17 protein-coding genes are annotated in these 18,504 nt (G+C 69.7%); 8 read left to right on the top strand and 9 right to left on the bottom strand.

Annotation, left to right across the window (positions count from 1 at the left end):
- The coding region (locus IBL25_RS16560; protein WP_187779647.1) for a glycosyltransferase family 9 protein at positions 1-604 on the bottom strand (604 nt) is incomplete at its 3' end.
- On the bottom strand, positions 601-1,731 hold the full coding sequence (locus IBL25_RS16555) for a glycosyltransferase family 4 protein (protein ID WP_187779646.1): 1,131 nt from the start codon (positions 1,729-1,731) through the stop codon (positions 601-603). The genes IBL25_RS16555 and IBL25_RS16560, both read right to left, overlap by 4 nt.
- Before the next feature lie 205 nt (positions 1,732-1,936).
- On the opposite strand from IBL25_RS16555, the gene IBL25_RS16550 reads away from it, so the two are divergent.
- Both IBL25_RS16550 and IBL25_RS16545 read left to right on the top strand, forming a co-directional pair.
- Positions 1,937-2,992: a fumarylacetoacetate hydrolase family protein gene (locus IBL25_RS16550; protein ID WP_456315870.1), complete on the top strand. Its 1,056-nt coding sequence runs from the start codon at positions 1,937-1,939 to the stop codon at positions 2,990-2,992.
- Positions 2,992-3,786: an alpha/beta hydrolase gene (locus IBL25_RS16545; protein ID WP_379656200.1), complete on the top strand. Its 795-nt coding sequence runs from the start codon at positions 2,992-2,994 to the stop codon at positions 3,784-3,786. The genes IBL25_RS16550 and IBL25_RS16545 overlap by 1 nt, the downstream gene beginning before the upstream one ends.
- Here IBL25_RS16545 and IBL25_RS16540 read toward each other — a convergent pair.
- Positions 3,700-4,581, bottom strand: coding sequence for a Rossmann-fold NAD(P)-binding domain-containing protein (locus IBL25_RS16540; RefSeq protein WP_187779643.1), 882 nt, complete (start codon positions 4,579-4,581; stop codon positions 3,700-3,702). The two genes, IBL25_RS16545 and IBL25_RS16540, sit on opposite strands and share 87 nt — an antisense overlap.
- 97 nt (positions 4,582-4,678) lie before the next feature.
- On the opposite strand from IBL25_RS16540, the gene IBL25_RS27340 reads away from it, so the two are divergent.
- Positions 4,679-5,548: a tetratricopeptide repeat protein gene (locus tag IBL25_RS27340; RefSeq protein ID WP_275296011.1), complete on the top strand. Its 870-nt coding sequence runs from the start codon at positions 4,679-4,681 to the stop codon at positions 5,546-5,548.
- Between the two features lie 138 nt (positions 5,549-5,686).
- Here the strand turns inward: IBL25_RS27340 and fzlA are convergent, their stop codons facing one another.
- The 5 genes from fzlA to IBL25_RS16510 all read right to left on the bottom strand — a co-directional run bounded on the left by fzlA (position 5,687) and on the right by IBL25_RS16510 (position 14,201).
- The gene (gene fzlA / locus IBL25_RS16530; RefSeq protein ID WP_187779641.1) at positions 5,687-6,355 is read right to left on the bottom strand and encodes an FtsZ-binding protein FzlA; all 669 of its coding nucleotides are present in this window, start codon (positions 6,353-6,355) and stop codon (positions 5,687-5,689) included.
- Positions 6,356-6,475: 120 nt separating this feature from the next.
- Entirely contained in the window at positions 6,476-10,954 is a 4,479-nt protein-coding gene (gene gltB / locus IBL25_RS16525) for a glutamate synthase large subunit (RefSeq protein ID WP_238940487.1), read from the bottom strand.
- Between the two features lie 98 nt (positions 10,955-11,052).
- Entirely contained in the window at positions 11,053-11,568 is a 516-nt protein-coding gene (locus tag IBL25_RS16520) for a DUF2059 domain-containing protein (protein WP_187779639.1), read from the bottom strand.
- Complete coding sequence (locus IBL25_RS16515; protein ID WP_187779638.1) at positions 11,568-13,010, bottom strand: NAD(P)-dependent oxidoreductase; 1,443 nt, start codon at positions 13,008-13,010, stop codon at positions 11,568-11,570. Before IBL25_RS16515 ends, IBL25_RS16520 begins: the two co-directional genes overlap by 1 nt.
- A 222-nt stretch (positions 13,011-13,232) precedes the next feature.
- A complete protein-coding gene (locus IBL25_RS16510; RefSeq protein ID WP_187779637.1) occupies positions 13,233-14,201 on the bottom strand; it encodes a complex I NDUFA9 subunit family protein in 969 nt (322 codons plus the stop codon).
- Between the two features lie 180 nt (positions 14,202-14,381).
- Between IBL25_RS16510 and IBL25_RS16505 the strand changes: the two genes are divergently transcribed.
- Positions 14,382-14,954 (top strand): DUF1013 domain-containing protein, encoded by a 573-nt coding sequence (locus IBL25_RS16505; RefSeq protein ID WP_187779636.1) that lies wholly within the window; start codon positions 14,382-14,384, stop codon positions 14,952-14,954.
- Between the two features lie 77 nt (positions 14,955-15,031).
- On the opposite strand, the gene IBL25_RS16500 is transcribed toward IBL25_RS16505, so the two are convergent.
- A complete protein-coding gene (locus tag IBL25_RS16500; protein WP_187779649.1) occupies positions 15,032-15,202 on the bottom strand; it encodes a YdcH family protein in 171 nt (56 codons plus the stop codon).
- A gap of 232 nt (positions 15,203-15,434) precedes the next feature.
- Here IBL25_RS16500 and IBL25_RS16495 point away from each other — a divergent pair, with 232 nt between their 5' ends.
- The 4 genes from IBL25_RS16495 to IBL25_RS16480 all read left to right on the top strand — a co-directional run.
- Complete coding sequence (locus tag IBL25_RS16495; protein WP_120639461.1) at positions 15,435-15,635, top strand: YdcH family protein; 201 nt, start codon at positions 15,435-15,437, stop codon at positions 15,633-15,635.
- 171 nt (positions 15,636-15,806) lie between these two features.
- Positions 15,807-16,262, top strand: a complete 456-nt coding sequence (purE, locus tag IBL25_RS16490; RefSeq protein ID WP_187779648.1) for a 5-(carboxyamino)imidazole ribonucleotide mutase — start codon at positions 15,807-15,809, stop codon at positions 16,260-16,262.
- Positions 16,259-17,380 carry a 5-(carboxyamino)imidazole ribonucleotide synthase gene (locus IBL25_RS16485; protein WP_187779635.1) on the top strand — a complete coding sequence of 374 codons (1,122 nt, stop codon included), beginning with the start codon at positions 16,259-16,261 and terminating at the stop codon, positions 17,378-17,380. Before purE ends, IBL25_RS16485 begins: the two co-directional genes overlap by 4 nt.
- 169 nt (positions 17,381-17,549) lie before the next feature.
- Positions 17,550-18,504, top strand: a 955-nt coding sequence (locus IBL25_RS16480; RefSeq protein WP_187779634.1) for an outer membrane beta-barrel protein, incomplete at its 3' end; no start/stop codon positions are given.

Raw genomic sequence — 18,504 nt, 5'->3', positions numbered from 1 at the left:
CCTCGGCGGGGCCGCCCAGCACCACGGGGGGCGCCTGCAGCCGCATCGCCAGTTCGGCGAAGCGCGCCACCGGCCAGCGCTTGCCCGGCCGCCCGGGCGAGGCCCCCGGCACCAGCAGCACGAAGCGCGGCGGCAGGGCGAAATCCGCCAGGGGATCGTCCAGCCAATCCAGTGCCGGCGGCGGGAAGTCGCGGATGCCGGCGATGGTGAGCTGTTCGCGCTGCCGCTCCAGCGTATGCAGCGCGTCGCGCTTGGCGTTGACCCGCCCGTGGCTTTCCACCCCCGACCACACCGCCCGCCCGGTGAACCAGCGGTAGCGGGAGGAACGGGAAGAGGTTTGCAAATCATAGACCCGCGCAAAGCCCGCCCGCCGCAGCCGCCAGGCCAGCCGCGCCACGGCGCGCAGGTCGGACCAGTCCGGACGGCCATCGTCCCAGATCTCGTCGAACCAGGGCGCGCGGCGCAGCAGCGGCGCGAAAGGCGCCGTGGTTAGCAGCGTGATATGCGCCTCGGGATGATGCGCACGGATGGCGGCGAAGGGCGCGAAGGCCTGCACCACATCGCCCAGTGCCGCGAGCTTGATGACGAGGATGCGCTCGCTCACAGCAATTCCCGATAGACCGAGAGGGTGGCCCGCTGCATGGCGGCGGTGGTGTAGTGCTCCAGCACCATCGCGCGGCCCTGGGCGCCAATGCGGGCGCGCTCCTCCGCCGGCAGCGCCAGGGCGCGGCTGATGGCACCGGCCAGCGCAGCGGCATCGCCCGGCGGGCTGCGCCAGCCGGTCTCGCCTTCCAGCACCGTCTCGCGCGGGGCGCCGAGGTCGGAGGCGATGACGGGGCATTCCATCGCCTGCGCTTCCACGATGGTGCGGCCGAAAGCCTCCGCATCGGTGGAGCAATGCAGCGCCAGGTCGGCGAGGCGGAAGGCGGCGGGCAGGTCGTCGCAATGGCCGGGCATGGCGACATCGCCACCCAGTCCCAGCGCCGCCACCTGCTGCCGTAGCTCAGCGGCGAAGGTGCCGCGCCCCTCGTCGCCCACCAGAACCGCGAAGGGGCGTGGCGCCGGCAGCATGGCCAGCGCGCGCAGCAGCACCTCCTGCCCCTTCCAGCGCGTGATGCGCCCCGGCAGCAGCAGCACCGGCCGCCCTTCCGGCACGCCCCAGGCCGCCCGCAGCGCCGCCACCCGCGCATCCGCCACGGCGGCGGGGTCGAAGCGCCGCATATCCACCCCGCGCGGGATGACGCGGATGCGCGCCGGGTCCGTGCCATGCCGCTGGCGCAGCAGGGTCGCGATGAACTGGCTGATGGCGATCACCCGCTCCCCCCGCGCCATGACGGAGTTGTAGAGCCGCTTGCCGGGGAAGCCTTCGTTGTAGGTGCCGTGATAGGTGGTGACGAAATGCGCGCCGGTCCGCCGCGCCGCCATCAGCGCCGCCCAGGCGGGAAAGCGGCTGCGGGCATGCACGATGCCGATCCGCTCCGCCCGCACCAGCGCCGCCAGGGCGCCGGCCTGCCGCAGCAGCGCCGCGGGCGACTTCTGGTCCAGCGGCAGCGTCACGTGCCGGCCGCCGCGCGCTTCCAGCTCCGCCACCATGCGGCCGCCGGCGGAGGCGACGAAGGGGCGGAAGCCGGCCTCCACCAGCGCCTCGGCGATTTCGATGGTGCCGCGTTCCACCCCGCCCGCGTTGAGCGCGGGCAGCACCTGCAGCACGGCGGGGCTTTGGTCTGGCATGGGCGCCGCATTAGCGCCCCGGCACGGGAATGTCAGCCCGGCGCCGTGACAGCACCGTGCGGCGGATGGCCGTGGCGCCCGGATCGCGCTACCACGGAGGGAAATCATTCGAGGGGGAACGCCGCAGATGCCGCTTGGAACCGCTTGGCCGCAGGATTGGCGCGAAGGCCATTTCGCTCTTCGCATCCAGGGCGAGGATGGGCCGATGGCCATCGCCCTCGCCAAGGGCGAGGCTTTCGACATGACGCCCGCCTTCGGCACCGTCAGCGCCTGGCTGAACGACCCGCATCCCGCCGCCGCCATCCGCGCGCGCGGCGAGAAGCTGGCGCTGGATGCCGAGGCCCTGCTGACCGATGGCCGCCTGCTCTCCCCCTTCGACCTCCAGGCGCTGAAGGCCTGCGGCGTCACCTATGTCCGCTCCATGCTGGAGCGGGTGATCGAGGAACGCTGCCGCGGCGATGCCAGCCAGGCGGAAGCGGTACGCGCCGAGGTGCGCGGCATCATCGGCGACGACCTGACCAGCCTGCGCCCCGGCAGCCCGGAAGCCATGGCGCTGAAGCAGAACCTGGTCGAGCGTGGCTGGTGGAGCCAGTACCTGGAAGTGGGCATCGGCCCGGATGCGGAGGTCTTCACCAAGGGCCAGCCGCTCTCCTCCGTTGGTTCCGGCGCCAGGATCGGCGTGCATCCCGACAGCGCCTGGAACAACCCGGAGCCCGAGGTGGTGCTGGCGGTGGATTCGCAGGGCCGCATCCTGGGCGCCGCGCTGGGCAATGACGTGAACCTGCGCGACGTGGAAGGCCGCTCCGCCCTGCTGCTGGGCCGCGCCAAGGACAACAACGCCGCCTGCGCCATCGGCCCCGCCATCCGCCTCTTCGACGAAGGCTTCACGCTGGAGGATATCCGGCAGGCCGAGACCACCCTGACCATCGAGGGCACGGATGGCTTCCGCCTCGCCGAATCCGGCAAGGTCGGCGCCATCAGCCGCGACCCGACGGATCTCGTGGCGCAGATGATCGGCCCGCACCACCAGTACCCGGATGGCGCGGCGCTGTTCCTCGGCACCCCCTTCTCGCCCGCGCAGGACCGGGGCGAGCCGGGCATGGGCTTCACCCACAAGTATGGCGACGTGGTGCATATCGCCAGCCCGCGCCTCGGCGCCCTGTGCAATACGGTGGAGCGCACCGACCTTTGCCCGCCCTGGCGCTTCGGCATCGGCGCGCTGATGGCCAACCTGCGCCAGCGGGGACTGCCGCGCGCATGATGGCGGAGGAAACCGGCCGGCTGGACCGGGGCGACGGCGTGGAACTGGCCTGGGCATCGCTGCCCGGGCGCGGCCCCACCGTGGTCTTCCTGGGCGGCTTCCGCTCGGACATGGAGGGCACCAAGGCCCTGGCGCTGCGCGACATCTGCGCGGCGCGGGGCCAGGCCTTCCTGCGGCTGGATTATTCCGGCCATGGCATCAGCGGCGGCGTCTTCGAACAAGGCTGCATCGGCACCTGGGCGGCGGATGCGGCGCTGGTGATCGAGCAGCGGGCGCCGGGGCCGCTGGTGCTGGTCGGTTCCTCCATGGGCGGCTGGATCGCGCTGCTGCTGGCGCGGCAATGGGGCGCGCGGGTGCGGGCGCTGGTCGGCATCGCCGCCGCACCGGATTTCACCTCCCGCCTGATGGAACCGGCGCTGACCGAGGCCAACCGCGCCGCCCTGGCGCGTGACGGCTTCTTCCACGAGCCCAACCCCTATGGCGACCCGGTGCCCATCACCGCCAAGCTGCTGGAGGATGGCCGGGCGCAGTCGGTCTTCGGCCAGCCCCTGCCCTTCGCCGGCCCCGTGCGGCTGCTGCAAGGCATGCGGGATGCCGAGGTGCCCTGGCAGACCGCCACCGACCTCGCCGCACATATCGGCGCCGAGGATGTCCGCATCCTGCTGGTCAAGGACGGCGACCACCGCCTTTCCCGCCCGCAGGACCTGCTATTGCTGGAGGAGACCCTCACCGGCCTGCTCGGCGTGCAGGATGGCGGCCAGCCCCTGCCGGAAGCTGGGATAGCGCCAGCTTAAACCGAGCGCCGCCTGGGTGGCCGCCGAGCGCACCCGGCGGTTCTCCGCCCAGAAGCCACGGCCCATTGGCGACATGCCCTTCCAGGCTTCCTCGAAGGGCACCGCCGGGGGCAACGGGACGCCCAGCAGGCGCGCGGCTTCCTCGGTTACGGCAGCGCTTTCGGCCGGCATGTCATCGGCCAGGTGCAGCACGCGCGGCGCCATGCCATGCGGGCCGCGGGCGGCGGCCACCACCGCCCGCGCGATATCCTCCACATGGATGCGGCTGAAGCTGTGGCCGGGGCGCAGCACCCGCCGGGCGCGGCCGCTCCGCACCTCATCCAGCGCGCTGCGGCCGGGGCCATAGATGCCGGCGGTGCGGAACAGGTCCAGCGCGCAGCGCCCCGCCAGTGCCGCCGCCCAGGCCTGCTCAGCGGCGAGGCGGCGGCGGGAACGTTCCTGCACCGGGGCGGGCGGCGTCCGCTCATCCACCCAGTCGCCGCCCCGGTCGCCATAAACGCCCGTGGTGGAAAGATACCCCACCCAGCGCAGCCCCCCGGCAGCGGCGATCGCGCCGGCATGGGCAGCCAGCACCGGGTCCCCGTCCTCCCCTGGCGCGGCGGTGGCGACCAGATGCGTGGCCCCGGCAATGGCCGGCCCGGCCTCCGCGAAGCGCAGCAGGGTCACGCCTTCCGGCGCCCTCGCCCGCTCGGGGTCGCGGCTGGTGCCGGAAACTTGAAGACCCGCGCGCAGGGCCTCCGCCGCGATGGCCTGGCCCGCATAGCCAATTCCGAGGATGAGCAAACGTGCTGTCATGCCGTGCATGTGGCGCCGATTGCGGCACGCGGCTAGACTGCGGCCCATGCGAGCCCCCCCGCAAGCTCGGTCACCCTGGCGCAGAATGGCGCTGGGCATGTCCGCCGCCGCACTGCTGTCCGTCACTGGTGCCGGCGCCGTGTTCTGGCTCCATTCCACCACCCTGACCGAGGCCGCCGAGCCGCGCCCGGCCCCGCCGCCAGAGGCCCAGGCCGCCCCGGCTCCACCGGCTGAGATGCCGCCCGGCAACAGCCTGCCGCTGCCGCCCGAGCCGCCGCGCCTGACCGACAGCCCCGAATACGACACCTGCCTGACCCTGCTGCGCACCGAGCCGGAAGACGCCCTGGCCATGGCGGAAGCCTGGGAACAGCATGGCGGCGGCGAAGGCGCCCGCCACTGCACCGCCCTGGCCCAGTTGGCGCTGGGCGAGCCGGAGCGCGCCGCCATGCGGCTGGAGCGTCTGGCCTCCGAATCCAAGGCCGGCAATGCCGCCCGCGCGGCGGTCTATGCCCAGGCGGTGCAGGCCTGGACCATGGCCAACCAGCCAGGCCGCGCCTATGGCGCCAGCACCATGGCCCTGACGCTGTCGCCGGAGGACCCCGCACTGCTGGTGGACCGCGCGCTGGCCGCTGCCAGCCTCGGCCGCTACGAGGAGGCTCTGCTGGACCTCAACCACGCCCTGAAGCTGGAACCCGGCCGGCCCGATACCCTGGTCTTCCGCGCCGCCGCCCTGCGCCACCTGGACCGGCAGTCCGCCGCGATGGATGACGTGGAATCCGCCCTGGCCCGCGACCCCGGCCACCCCGAGGCCCTGCTGGAACGCGGCATCCTGAAGCAGCTGAAGGGCGACACCGCCGGTGCCCGCCGCGACTGGCAACGCACTGTGGAGGCCGCCCCGGACAGCGCGGCGGCCGATCTGGCGCGGCAGAACCTGGCGCTGAACGAAGCGGGGCCAAGGCGCCGCTGAAGGCCAGGGGAATGAATTCCCCTGGACCCCTTCTTTCTTCTTCAAGTTGGTGAAGCGAGAAGCGGGGCCTGGAACTCGAAAACAGAAGATGGGGGCCTGGGGGAATTCATTCCCCCAACCTTCGACTGCGCGCGGCGATCAGAAATCCAGGTCGGCGTAATGCGGCGGCGGGTTCACGCCGCTGACGCGGTCCGCCAGCAGCGGCCGGAAGCCGGGGCGGGATTTCACCCGCGCGTACCAGTCCTTGGCCGCGTCGTTCATCGACCAGTCGACATCACCGATGTAATCCAGCGCGGAGAGATGCGCCGCCGCCGTCAGGTCCGCCAGCGACAGGAAATTGCCGGCCAGCCACAGCCGCGTCTCGGCCAGCCAGCCTAGGTAATCCAGGTGCGGCTTCAGGTTGGCATAGCCCGCGCGCAGCGCCGCGGCATCGGGGTTGCCCCGGCCCATCAGGCGCTTCATCTGCTTCTCGTAGTAGAGGTTCGCGGTCACTTCCCGCGCGAACTTGCCATCGAACCAGGAGACCAGCCGCCGCACCTCGGCCCGTTCCCCCAGCGTGCGGCCCAGCAGGGGCAGCTCGGGATAGGCTTCGTCCAGGTACTCGCAGATGGCGTAGCTATCGGCGAGAACCAGCCCGTTCTCCTCCGTCAGCACCGGGACGGTACCGGCGGGGTTCATCTCCATGAACTCGTCGCGCCGCTCCCACACCCGCTCCACGCGAAGCTCGAAGGGGATGCGCTTCTCGTTGAGCACGAGGCGAACCTTCCGGGCATAGGGAGACAGGGGCAGGTGGTAGAGGATGCGCATGCGGATTATGCCAGAGGACGGGAAGGGCGGCGCTTATCGCATGCACACCGCCCCTCCGCTAGCTAAGCCTCGCGCGAACGTGAGCTTTCAGTAGGATTGTTACGCTTTTGCTCGCCGCGGTTATTCCGCGGCCAGCACCACCTCCTCCATGGGCTGCGGCAGGTAGCGGGCGTATTCCTTCGGCACCACGTGCCAGAAGTGCTCACGCTCCACGCGCCAGTCGTTCAGCAGCCGCGCGGCGAGGCGGGAGCCGGTCTCGGCGGCATGCCGCGCCACCAGTTCCTGCAGCGCCCCTTCCCAATGGGCGGAGGAGAGGCGGCGCCACAGCAGCGTGTCCGGGTTGACGCGCTTCTCGAAGGTGCCCTCGGGGTCGTAGATGAAGGCCTGGCCGCCGGTGAAGCCGGCGCCGAAGTTATCCCCCACGCTGCCCAGGATCACCGCCACGCCGCCGGTCATGTATTCGCAGCCGTTGGAGCCGCAGCCCTCCACCACCGTGGTGGCGCCGGAGTTGCGCACCGCGAAGCGCTCGCCCGCCTGGCCGGCGGCGAAAAGCTCGCCGCTGGTCGCGCCATAAAGGCAGGTATTGCCGATGATGGCATTCTCGTTCCAGACCAGCGGCGAGGACGGCGCCGGGCGGATGACGATGGTGCCGCCCGACAGGCCCTTGCCCACATAGTCATTGGCGTCGCCCAGCACCTCCAGCTTCAGCCCGCGCACCGCGAAGGCGCCGAGGGACTGGCCGGCGGAGCCGCGCAGCCGCACCGTCAGGTGGCCCGGCTGCAGGCCGCTCATGCCGAACTTGCGGGTGATCTTGCTGGAGATCTTGGTGCCGATGGCGCGGTGCGTGTTCCGGATATTGTAGGCAAGCTGCATCTTCTCGCCCCGCTCGAAGAGCGAAGCCGCGTCGCGGATCATGTCCGCGTCCAGCGTCTCCGGCACCTCGTTGCGGCCCTCCAGCGTGCAATGGCGCGGGAAGGGCCCGGCATCCGCCTGCACCAGCAGCGGGTTGAGGTCGAGGTCGTCCAGGTCCTCGGAACCGCGCGAGACCTGCTTCAGCAGATCGGTGCGGCCGATGACCTCCTCCAGCTTGCGGAAGCCGAGCTGCGCCAGGATCTCGCGCACTTCCTCGGCGACGAAGGAGAAGAGGTTGATGACCTTCTCCGGCGTGCCGGTGAACTTCTTGCGCAGATCCTCATCCTGCGAGCAGACGCCGACCGGGCAGGTGTTGCTGTGGCACTGCCGCACCATGATGCAGCCCATGGCCACCAGCGAGGCCGTGCCGATGCCGAATTCCTCGGCGCCCAGCATGGCCGCCATCACCACGTCGCGGCCGGTCTTGAGGCCGCCATCGGTACGCAGCTTGATGCGGTGGCGCAGCCGGTTCAGCAGCAGCACCTGATGGGATTCGGAAAGCCCCATCTCCCAGGGCAGGCCAGCGTACTTGATGGAGGACACCGGGGAGGCACCCGTGCCGCCGTTATGACCTGACACCAGGATGGCGTCCGCCTTGGCCTTCGCCACGCCCGCCGCGATGGTGCCGATGCCGGAGCGCGCCACCAGCTTCACGCAGACCGTCGCATCCGGGTTGATCTGCTTCAGGTCGTAGATGAGCTGCGCCAGATCCTCGATCGAATAGATGTCGTGGTGCGGCGGGGGCGAGATCAGCATCACGCCGGGCGTCGCATGGCGCAGCTTGGCGATCAGGCCGGTGACCTTGAAGCCGGGCAACTGCCCGCCCTCGCCGGGCTTGGCGCCCTGGGCCACCTTGATCTCGATCTCGCGGCAGTTGTTCAGGTATTCGGCGGTGACGCCGAAACGGCCCGAGGCGATCTGCTTGATGGCGGAATTGGCATTGTCGCCATTGGCGCGCGGCTTGGCACGCTCCGGGTCCTCGCCGCCCTCGCCGCTGTCGGAACGCGCGCCGATGCGGTTCATGGCGATCGACAGCGTCTCATGCGCCTCGGGGCTCAGCGCGCCGAGCGAGATGCCGGGCGCGATCAGGCGCTTGCGGATCTCGGTGATGCTCTCGACTTCTTCGATCGCGATGGGCTGATGCCCCTCGAAGCGGAAGTCCAGCAGGTCGCGCAGCGCCACCGGCGGCAGCTTCCGCACCTGGTCCGAGTAGCGCTTGAAGGTCTGGTAACTGTCCGTCTCCACCGCATGCTGCAGCATGTGGATCAGGTTGGCCTCGAAGGCGTGGGCCTCGCCCCGGCGGCGCAGCTTGTAGAGCCCGCCCACCGGCAGCACCGCCGCTTCCGCGCCCCAGCCCTTCTGGTGCATCGCCAGCACGCGGCGCGCGATGCCCGAAAGGCCGATGCCGGAGATGCGGGACTGCGTGCCGGGGAAGAATTCCGCCACCAGCGCGCGCGAGAGCCCGATGGCCTCGAAGTTCATGCCGCCGCGATAGGAGGAAAGAACCGAGATGCCCATCTTGGACATGGTCTTCAGCAGGCCCTTGTCGATGGCCTTGCGGTAGCGCGCCACGCAGTCCTTCAGCGACATGTCGCCAAAGAGCCCGCGGCGGTGCCGGTCCGCGATGCTTTCCTGCGCCAGATAGGCATTCACCGTGGTGGCGCCAGCACCGATCAGCACGGCGAAGTAATGCACGTCCATGCATTCCGCCGCCCGCACGTTCAGGCTGGTGAAGGTGCGGAGCGAGTTCTTGACGAGGTGCGTATGCACCGCGCCCACCGCCAGGATCATCGGGATCACGGCGCGCTCGGGGCCCGAGGCCTCGTCGGTCAGGATGACGTGGGCGCAGCCGGAGCGTACGCCCTCCTCCGCCTCATGCCGGATACGTTCCAGCGCACGGCGCAGCCCGGCCTCGCCTTCGCTGACGGGGAAGGTGCAATCCACCGTGCAGGCGGTGTCGCCCATATAGCCGCGCATCGCCGCGAATTCGGCATTGGAGAGGAAGGGGCTTTCCAGCTGCAGCATGTCGCACTGGCTGGGGTCCTCGTCGAGGATATTGCCCAGGTTGCCGAGGCGCGTCTTGATCGTCATCACCCGCGTCTCGCGCAGGCTGTCGATCGGCGGGTTCGTCACCTGCGCGAACATCTGGCGGAAGAAGTGATGCAGGCCACGGTAGTGCTGCGAGAGCACCGCCACGGGCGTATCGTCGCCCATGGAGCCGATGGCTTCCTGCGCTTCCTCCACCATCGGGTGCAGGATGCTTTCCAGATCCTCCAGCGTGAAGCCCATGGCGAGCTGGCGGCGGCGCAGCGCATCGCCTTCCAGCAGCGGGGCTTCATCCACGTCGTTGCGGACAATGCCGTCGATCTTGGTGGTGCGCTTCACCCAGTCGCCAAAAGGCTTGCGGGCGGCAAGCAGATCCTTGACCTGGTTCTCGTTGTAGAAGGTCTGGGTATCGAGATCGACGGCGATGCTCTGCCCCGGGCCAAGGCGGCCCTTGGCCAGCACCTCATCCTCACGCACCTTCACCATGCCGGTCTCGCTGCCGACGATCAGCAGCTTGTCGGCGGTGATGGTGTAGCGCATCGGGCGCAGACCGTTGCGGTCGAGGCCCGCCACCGCCCAGCGGCCATCCGTCGCGGCAATGGCGGCGGGGCCGTCCCAGGGCTCCATCACGGCGTTGCAATACAGGAAGAGGTCCTGATGCTCCCGCGGCATGGTGGCATTGCTGCCGATGCTCTCGGGGATCAGCATTGCCTTGGCCATGGGTGCGTCGCGGCCGGCGCGCACCAGCAGCTCGAAGACATTGTCCAGCGTGGCGGTGTCGGAACCACCCGCCTGCACCACCGGCTTGATGTCCTCCATGTAAGAATCAAGCAGCGGGTGGGAGAGCCGCGTCTCGTGCGACTTCATCCAGTTGATGTTGCCGTGGACGGTGTTGATCTCGCCGTTATGCGCCAGCATCCGGAAGGGCTGGGCCAGGCGCCAGGTCGGGAAGGTATTGGTGGAATAGCGCTGGTGATAGATGGCGAAGCGGCTGACGAAGCGCTCGTCCTTCAGGTCCGGGTAGAAATCCGTCAGGTTCTCCGCCAGGAACATGCCCTTGTAGATGACCGAGCGGCCGGAAAGGCTGCAGAGATACAGCTCCGGCACCTGGGCCATGATGGCCTGCTTCTCGATCCGGCGGCGGATCACATACATGTCCCGCTCGCAGGTCGCGGCATCGCGCTGCTCGGGGTCGAAGATCAGGATCTGCTCGATCTCGGGCCGCGTCGCATTGGCCTTCTCGCCGATGCAGGAGACATCGATCGGCACCTGCCGCCAGCCATAGATGTTGTAGCCGGCGTTCAGGATCTCGGTCTCGACGATCTGGCGGCAGCGTTCCTGCGCGCCCAGGTCGGTCTTGGGCATGAAGACCATGCCCACCGCGATGCGGCCCGGACGCAGGCGGTCGCCGCCGCGCTCCACCACTTCCGCGAAGAAATCCTGCGGGATCTCGATATGGATGCCGGCGCCGTCGCCGGTCTTGCCGTCGGCATCCACGGCGCCGCGGTGCCAGACCGCCTTCAGCGCATTGATGCCGGCCTCCACCACATCGCGGCGCGGCTTGCCGTCCAGCGCGGCCACCAGGCCGACGCCGCAGGCATCATGCTCGGTCACGTCCACATGCGCGGCGCTGCTGAGCAGGGCGGCGTTGCGGGAAAAGGTCTCGGCGAAAGCGGCGCCGGTTTCGGTGATGTCGGTCAAGGCGCGTTTCCCTTCGGGCAGGCGGGAACGAGAAAAAATCAGATCTTCAGGCCACGGGCGCGCAGCGTGTCGCGATGCTTGGCAAGCGCGCTCATGCCGACATCCTGGCCCCATTTCATGCCAAAGGTGGCGGCACCGGCGGCCACCGCCGGCGTCACCTCCTGCAGGCGCCGGCCAAGCGGCGTCCCGTAGAAGGCCTTCAGCTCGCGCAGTTCCGCCGCCGTCATCTGGCTGGCCCAGAGCTCGGCGGTGAAATCGGTCATCTCGGGCAGGCGGGCGCGGAACTCGGGCAGCAGCACCTCGTCCACGATCTGCTGCACCTCGGCGACGGGCTTGCCGCTGGCCTGCGCCAGCGCGGCCACGATCTGCTTCGAGACCATGTTCATGGCCTGCTCGGCCTGCTTGGCGGTACCCAGCGCCACCAGCAGTTCCCGCGCGGCGGCACGGCTTTCGGCCGTGGCGCCCGGCGCGGGCGTCGGCGCGGCCTGCTGCGCCAGGGCCGGCACGGCGGTGAGCAGCGAGGCGCCCAGCAGGGCGATGCGAAGCGCGCGCATCACTCGGCCGCCAGGGCCGGCGTCGCCGCTTTGGCCAGCACGTATTTCTCGATCTGGTCGGCGGCGTCGCGGCCGTCGCGGATGCCCCAGACCACCAGGGAGGCGCCGCGCACGATGTCACCGGCGGCAAAGACGCCCGGCAGCTTGGTCATCATGCTGCGGCGGTCCACCTGCACCGTGCCCCAGCGGGAGACCGCCAGCTCCGGCGCATCGAAGATCGCGGGCAGATCCTCGGGGTCGAAGCCCAGGGCCTTGATCACCAGGTCGGCGGGCTCGGTGAACTCGCTGCCGGCGATCGGCTCCACCTGCTGCCGGCCGGTGGCATCGGGCAGGCCCAGATGCATCTTGGTCGCGCGCACGCCGGTCACGGCGCCGTTCTCGCCCACAAAGCCATCGGGCGCGGAGAGCCAGGAGAAGTGCACGCCCTCCTCCTCGGCGTTCTTCACCTCGCGCATCGAGCCCGGCATGTTCGCCTTGTCGCGGCGGTAGAGGCAGGTGACGCTGGCGGCACCCTGGCGGATGGCGGTGCGGACGCAATCCATGGCGGTATCGCCACCGCCGATGACCACCACGCGCTTGCCCGCCGCGTTCAGCGCGCCGCTGGCGAATTCCGGCACCTCGTCGCCCAGGCCCTCGCGGTTGGAGGCGGTCAGGTAATCCAGCGCCGGCACGATGCCCTGAAGCTCCGCGCCCTCGCCGCCGATATCGCGGGCCTTGTAGACGCCGGTGGCGATCAGCACGGCGTCATGCTTGGCGCGCAGCGCCTCCAGCGTGATGTCCTGGCCGACGCGGCAGTTGAGGACGAAGTTGATGCCACCTGCGGCGAATTGCTCGGCGCGGCGGGTCACCACCTCCTTCTCCAGCTTGAAGTTCGGGATGCCGTAGATCATCAGCCCGCCGACGCGGTCATAACGGTCATAGACCGTGACCTGCCAGCCACGCCGCCGCAGCCGCTCGGCCGCCGCGAGGCCGGCCGGGCCGGCACCGATGATGCCGACGGAATGCGGCAGTTCCCGCGCCGGCGTGGGCGGCTTGATCCAGCCCTTTTCCCAGGCGATGTCGTTGATGTAGCGCTCCACCGCGCCGATCGTGACGCTCTCGAAGCCCTTCTCGATGACGCAATTGCCTTCGCAGAGCCGGTCCTGCGGGCAGACGCGGCCGCAGATCTCGGGGAAGGTATTGGTCGCCGCGTTGACCTCATGCGCCTCTTCCAGGCGGCCCTCGGCGGTCAGCTTCAGCCAGTCCGGGATGTTCTGGTTCAGCGGACAATGCACGGAGCAGAAGGGCACGCCGCACTGGGAGCAGCGGCTGGCCTGCTCGCTGGCGCGCTCAGCCGTGAAGCGATGGTAGATCTCGCCGAAATCCGTGCGTCGCTCGGCCGCGTCGCGCTTGTCCGGCGTCTGTTGGGACAGGCGCACGAATTGCAGCATGCGTTCGGCCATGGCGAAGGGCTCCCCGAATCAGGAAGGAAAAACAGGCGGGTTGTTCAATCAGGGGCCGGGGAGCTTGGCTGGCAGGCCGCGCAGGCACCGGCGGGCGGGGTCAATCACCGTCCTGCGAGCAGCATAAGCACGCCGGAACCCCTACCGCCAGCACATTTCGACCATTAAGACAGCAATGCTGTCATAAAAAATTCTGCGACGCGTAATGGCCTACCAAGCCCTCTACCGGATTCGTTTATAAATGTCCGAAGCGGTCTTAAGATCAGGGCCCTGGTGCCGGCCGCCCGGCCGGAAGCGCGCGAGGTAACCAGGCACTACCGATTCCATCGTCTTGGGCGTGATGCCGAGCGCCTCCAGCCCCTCCGCTCCGGGAGAGGCCACATTGTCGCGCCCCAGTTGCGCCAGCTGATCCGCGGTCAGCGGCCCGCCGGGCAGCCGCGACAGCAGGCGTGCCAGCCCTTCCGGCACCTCCACCAGCCGCTTGCGCCGCCCGGTGGCGTCCAGCACCAGAGCCATCAGCTCCCGGAAGCTCGCCACACGCGGGCCGCCCAGCTCGTAGGTGCGGCCTTCGGTGTCGTCGCGCGTCAGGGCGGCCAGCACGGCATCCGCCACGTCGCCCACATAAACCGGCTGGAACTTCGTGCCGCCCCGGATCACCGGCAGCACCGGCATCAGCCGCGCCATGTCGGCGAAGCGGTTGAAGAAGCTGTCATCCGGTCCGAAGACAATGGAGGGGCGCAGAACGGTGGCGCGCGGAAAGGCCGCCCGCAGAGCAGCCTCCCCCGCCGCCTTGCTGCGGGCATATTCGCTGGGGCCTGCCGGATCGGCGCCGATGGCCGAGACATGCACCAGCCGCCCCACCCGGGCCATGGCCGCCACCTGGCCGATCCGCCCCGGCAGCTCCCCGTGCAGGCGCCCGAAATCGCCGCGCTTTCCCTCGGCCAGGATGCCTACGAGGTTGACCACCCAATCGGCCTCGGCCACCGCGCGGGCCAGGGCGGCGTCCTGCCGCAGGTCGGCGGCCAGGGGCACCACCTGGCCCACCATGCCAGCCGTCATCAGCGGCCGCATCGCCTCCGGATTGCGGCCAACCACGCGCACCACATAGTCCAGCCGCGCCAGCCGCTGCACCACCTGCCGTCCAATGAAGCCGGCCCCGCCGAAGACCGTGGCGACCTTGCGCGTGATCATGCTCTGCCTCTCCTGCTGCCTTCCGATGGAACGATATGGCGCCCCCTCATGAACGCGCCAGCCGCCCCGGCGCTGCCGAACCTTTGACCCTCCCTCCCGCGCTCTCTATATGCAGGTCCAACGTAATGTGCTTCGGGGGCGGTTCGCGCACCCGCCCACCCCGACCCGATAAGGTTTCCGATGACCCTGCCGCTGATGCCGAAGGCCACCGCCGTGTGGCTCATCGAGAAGACATCCCTGTCCTTCGAACAGATCGCCGATTTCGTCGGCATGCACCCGCTGGAGGTGCAGGCGATCGCGGATGGTGAGGTGGCACAGGGCATCGTGGGCTACGACCCGGTGCAGAACAGCCAGCTGACCCGGGAAGAGATCCAGCGCTGCGAGGCGGACAAGAACGCCCGGCTGCGCCTGCTGCCTTCCGCCGTGCCGCAGCCCAAGGGCCGGGGCAAGGGCGCCCGCTATACCCCGGTGTCCAAGCGCAACGACCGCCCTGATGCCATCGCCTTCCTGCTGCGCAACTTCCCGCAGCTGACGGAAGCACAGATCTCCAAGCTGCTGGGCACCACCAAGGACACCATCGCCAAGGTGCGGGACCGCACCCACTGGAACAGCGCCAATATCAAGCCGCGCGACCCGGTGATCCTGGGCCTTTGCTCCCAGTCCGACCTGAACGCCGCCGTGATCGCCGCCGGCGGCAACCCGGCCGCGCCGCCGCCGCCCGCGCCGGAGGAAGGCGAGGAAGCCTCCTTCTAAAGCCAGTGCTGCGCGGGACATGAAAAAACCCCGCGGCGCCCAGGGCGCCGCGGGGCGTGAGGATGCTGCTCGTCCCCTCAGCGTGCGGCGCGCAGCCGCTCCATCTCCTCCTTCAGGCGCAGTTTCTCACGTTTAAGACGCGTGATCGTCCCGGCGTCCGGGGCCGGGCGCTGCCCTTCCTGGGCGAGCTGCCGGTCCAGGCTCGCATGGCGTTCCTGCAGGCTGTTGAGGCGGGGCTGGTGCGTCATGCTCACGCTTTATCCTCCACGCTGGTGATGCCACTCCCCTGGGCATCCCTCCCCGCTGCCTTTCTGGCAGCCGTGGGAACCGGAGGCCCCTGGGAGACGCGGCGGCGCCGCAACCCTGCCCCGCGCGGGGAATCACCCCCGCCGGCGACAGTCCGCTGTGCGACCGCGCGCCAGCATGATATGGCGTTTCCTTCCTCCGATGCGACTCCTAACCGCCGAGTAATGACGCCTGATGCTGGCCGACCGAGACAGCCTTCTCCGCCGTCTGCACGAGCTTCGCAGCGAGCATCGCGACCTGGATACCGTGGTTGCGCGGCTGGAAGATGGCCCCGTGGACCTGCTTCAGCTGCAACGGCTGAAGAAGCGTAAATTGAAATTGAAGGACGAGATCGCCTGGCTGGAGAGCCGCCTCGTCCCCGATATTATCGCCTGAGGGCCCGACTCCGGCGCGGCGCAGCCGTGCCGGGGCTTATTCCCGCTGGACAATCCGGGCTCGGCGCGGCACAGCCGCCGCCCAGGCGCGGGCCGCCGCGCACCCCTTGCTGCAGGATGCCGCGTGACCGACAGCCCCAACACCGATTCCGCGCCGCTGGTCGGCATCATCATGGGCAGCCGCTCCGACTGGGAGACCATGCGCCATGCCTCGGAGACCCTGGCCAAGCTGGGCGTCCCGCATGAATGCAAGGTGGTTTCCGCCCACCGCACGCCGCAGCGCATGTATGACTACGCGCAGGCCGCCGCCGGGCGGGGCCTGCGCGCCATCATCGCCGGTGCCGGCGGCGCCGCGCATCTGCCGGGCATGGTCGCCGCCCTGACGCGCCTGCCGGTGCTGGGCGTGCCGGTGGAAAGCCATGCGCTGAAGGGCATGGACAGCCTGCTCTCCATTGTTCAGATGCCGGCGGGCGTGCCGGTGGGCACGCTGGCCATCGGCCGCGCCGGCGCCATCAATGCGGCGCTGCTGGCCGCCGCCATGCTGGCCACCACCGATGCCGCCCTGGCCCTCCGGCTGGAGCGCTTCCGCGACGAGCAGACCGGGTCGGTGGCGGAGACGCCGCAATGAGCACGCCGCTCCCCCCCAACAGCACCATCGGCATCCTGGGCGGCGGCCAGCTCGGCCGGATGTCGGCGCTGGCGGCGGCCGAGCTGGGCTACCGCTGCCACATCTACGCCCCCACGGATAACGAGCCGGGCATGCTGGTCTCCGCCGCCCGCACCGTCGCGGCCTACGAGGACGAGGCCGCGCTGCGCGCCTTCGCCGCCGCCGTGGATGTGGTGACCTTCGAATTCGAGAATGTTCCGGCCCGCACGCTGGAGGTGCTCTCCCCCCTGGTGCCCTGCCGCCCCGGCCCCAAGGCCCTGGCGGTCTGCCAGGACCGGCTGCAGGAGAAGGCTTTCTTCGAGTCGGCCGGTGTGCCCGTCGCGCCCTGGGCAGCCGTGACCAGCGAGGCGGAGCTGCGGGAAGCCGTGGCCCGCATCGGCCTTCCGGCGGTGCTGAAGACCACCCGCCTGGGCTATGATGGCCGCGGCCAGGCAGTGCTCCGCGGCCCCGAGGACCTCGCCCCGGCCTGGGAGCGCCTTTCCCCCAAGCCGCTGATCCTGGAAGCTTTCGTTCCCTTCACGCAGGAGCTTTCCGCCATCGCCGCGCGGAGCGTGGATGGCGCCACGGCGGTCTATGACGCGGTGGAGAACCAGCACCGCCACCATATCCTCGACCTCTCCTTCGCTCCCGCCCGGGTGCCGGCGCCGGTGGCCGAGGCCGCCCGCGCCCATGCCGCCAGCGTGGCGGCGGCGCTGGAGCTGGTGGGCGTGCTGGCGGTGGAGTTCTTTCTGCTGCCGGACGGCAGCCTGCTGGGCAACGAGATCGCCCCGCGCCCACACAATTCCGGGCATTGGACGCAGGACGCCTGCCAGTTCAGCCAGTTCCACCAGCACATCCGCGCCGTGGTTGGCCTGCCGCTGGGTGCCGTGACGCGACACTCGGATGCCGTGATGCGCAACCTGGTAGGGCCGGAGGGCATGGAGCTGCTGCCCCGCCTGCAGGCCGAAGGTGATGTTTCCGTGCACCTCTATGGCAAGGCAGCGGCCCGTGCCGGGCGCAAGATGGGCCATGCCAACCGCCTCTTCCCCCTGGGAACGCTCACGGCGGAAGCGGAAGCGGAGCCTCTCGCGAAGCTGTGACCAAAATGCCCCACACTACCTGTGGCTTTCCCGCCACAGCCTTCGGGAAACGGTGCGGGGCATACTGCGGCGCTTTAGAATGGATGCTAACTCTTCATCCACGCCGCGCCGGTTCCATTCGGAAGGCTGCGCGCTGCGAACGCCTCTGGTGGATCGAGGAGAAAACACGATGAACTTCAAGAAGGCGCTTCTGGCTGCCACGGTGCTGGCTCTGCCGCTCGCCGCGCAGGCCCAGCCCATCACCGGCGTTTATGTCGGCGCTGGCGCTGGCTTCAACCAGAGCATGAACGCCGACATCACGACGGACCGCGGCTTCGCCGCCGGCGTGTCCGGCGCCCAGCGCGAAGGCAGCATCGAGTTCGATGAGGGCTTCGGCGGCGTCATCAGCGTCGGCTACGGCTTCGGCAACGGCCTGCGCGCTGAAATCGAAGGCAACTATCGCCAGGGCGACGTGGATACCATGAAGGCCGGCATCGGTGGCCGCCTTCCCGGCATCAGCGGCACCGTCCGCACCTATGGCGCGATGGCCAACGTCCTGTTCGACCTGCCGCTGGCCCTGCCCGTGCCCGTGACCCCGTATATCGGTGGTGGCGTCGGTTACGCCTGGACCGACTACGACAACGTCGGCAGCCGCTTCTACACCGCCAACGGCGGCAACGGCCGTTCCTTCAACATCGACGACACGGACGGCAACTTCGCCTTCCAGGGCATCGCCGGTGTGGCCTTCCCGATCGCCGCCGTTCCCGGCCTGGCGGTCACTGCCGAATACCGCTTCTTCGGCACCCTGGACCCGAAGGTGTCCGGCGCTTCCCGCGACCAGAACGGTCCGGTGATTGCCCAGAAGTTCGAGACCGAGAACTACAACCACTCGGCCTTCATCGGCCTGCGCTACGCCTTCAACGCGCCGCGCCCGGTCGCTCCGGCTCCGGTGGCCCCGGTCGCTCCGGCCGCCGCTCCGGCCCCGGCCCGCACCTACCTGGTGTTCTTCGACTTCGACCGCGCCGACCTGACGGACCGCGCCCGCCAGATCATCGCCGAAGCCGCCCAGAACGCCGGCCGTACGCAGACGACCCGCATCGAAGTGGCCGGCCATGCCGACCGCTCGGGCTCGCCGCAGTACAACC

Source organism: Pseudoroseomonas ludipueritiae (assembly GCF_014490445.1).
GTDB classification, from domain to species: Bacteria; Pseudomonadota; Alphaproteobacteria; order Acetobacterales; family Acetobacteraceae; genus Pseudoroseomonas; species Pseudoroseomonas ludipueritiae.
Note: the sequence above shows the minus strand (reverse complement) of the source record. Positions and strands in the feature narration are given on the sequence as shown.

What these genes read in the sequence shown, in the direction of transcription:
- IBL25_RS16555 (WP_187779646.1), bottom strand. Translation starts at nt 1,731, where the DNA reads ATGCCAGACCAAAGCCCCGCCGTGCTGCAGGTGCTGCCCGCGCTCAAC.
- IBL25_RS16550 (WP_456315870.1), top strand. Translation starts at nt 1,937, where the DNA reads ATGGCCATCGCCCTCGCCAAGGGCGAGGCTTTCGACATGACGCCCGCC.
- IBL25_RS16545 (WP_379656200.1), top strand. Translation starts at nt 2,992, where the DNA reads ATGGCGGAGGAAACCGGCCGGCTGGACCGGGGCGACGGCGTGGAACTG.
- IBL25_RS16540 (WP_187779643.1), bottom strand. Translation starts at nt 4,581, where the DNA reads ATGACAGCACGTTTGCTCATCCTCGGAATTGGCTATGCGGGCCAGGCC.
- IBL25_RS27340 (WP_275296011.1), top strand. Translation starts at nt 4,679, where the DNA reads ATGTCCGCCGCCGCACTGCTGTCCGTCACTGGTGCCGGCGCCGTGTTC.
- fzlA (WP_187779641.1), bottom strand. Translation starts at nt 6,355, where the DNA reads ATGCGCATCCTCTACCACCTGCCCCTGTCTCCCTATGCCCGGAAGGTT.
- IBL25_RS16520 (WP_187779639.1), bottom strand. Translation starts at nt 11,568, where the DNA reads ATGCGCGCGCTTCGCATCGCCCTGCTGGGCGCCTCGCTGCTCACCGCC.
- IBL25_RS16515 (WP_187779638.1), bottom strand. Translation starts at nt 13,010, where the DNA reads ATGGCCGAACGCATGCTGCAATTCGTGCGCCTGTCCCAACAGACGCCG.
- IBL25_RS16510 (WP_187779637.1), bottom strand. Translation starts at nt 14,201, where the DNA reads ATGATCACGCGCAAGGTCGCCACGGTCTTCGGCGGGGCCGGCTTCATT.
- IBL25_RS16505 (WP_187779636.1), top strand. Translation starts at nt 14,382, where the DNA reads ATGACCCTGCCGCTGATGCCGAAGGCCACCGCCGTGTGGCTCATCGAG.
- IBL25_RS16500 (WP_187779649.1), bottom strand. Translation starts at nt 15,202, where the DNA reads ATGACGCACCAGCCCCGCCTCAACAGCCTGCAGGAACGCCATGCGAGC.
- IBL25_RS16495 (WP_120639461.1), top strand. Translation starts at nt 15,435, where the DNA reads ATGCTGGCCGACCGAGACAGCCTTCTCCGCCGTCTGCACGAGCTTCGC.
- purE (WP_187779648.1), top strand. Translation starts at nt 15,807, where the DNA reads ATGGGCAGCCGCTCCGACTGGGAGACCATGCGCCATGCCTCGGAGACC.
- IBL25_RS16485 (WP_187779635.1), top strand. Translation starts at nt 16,259, where the DNA reads ATGAGCACGCCGCTCCCCCCCAACAGCACCATCGGCATCCTGGGCGGC.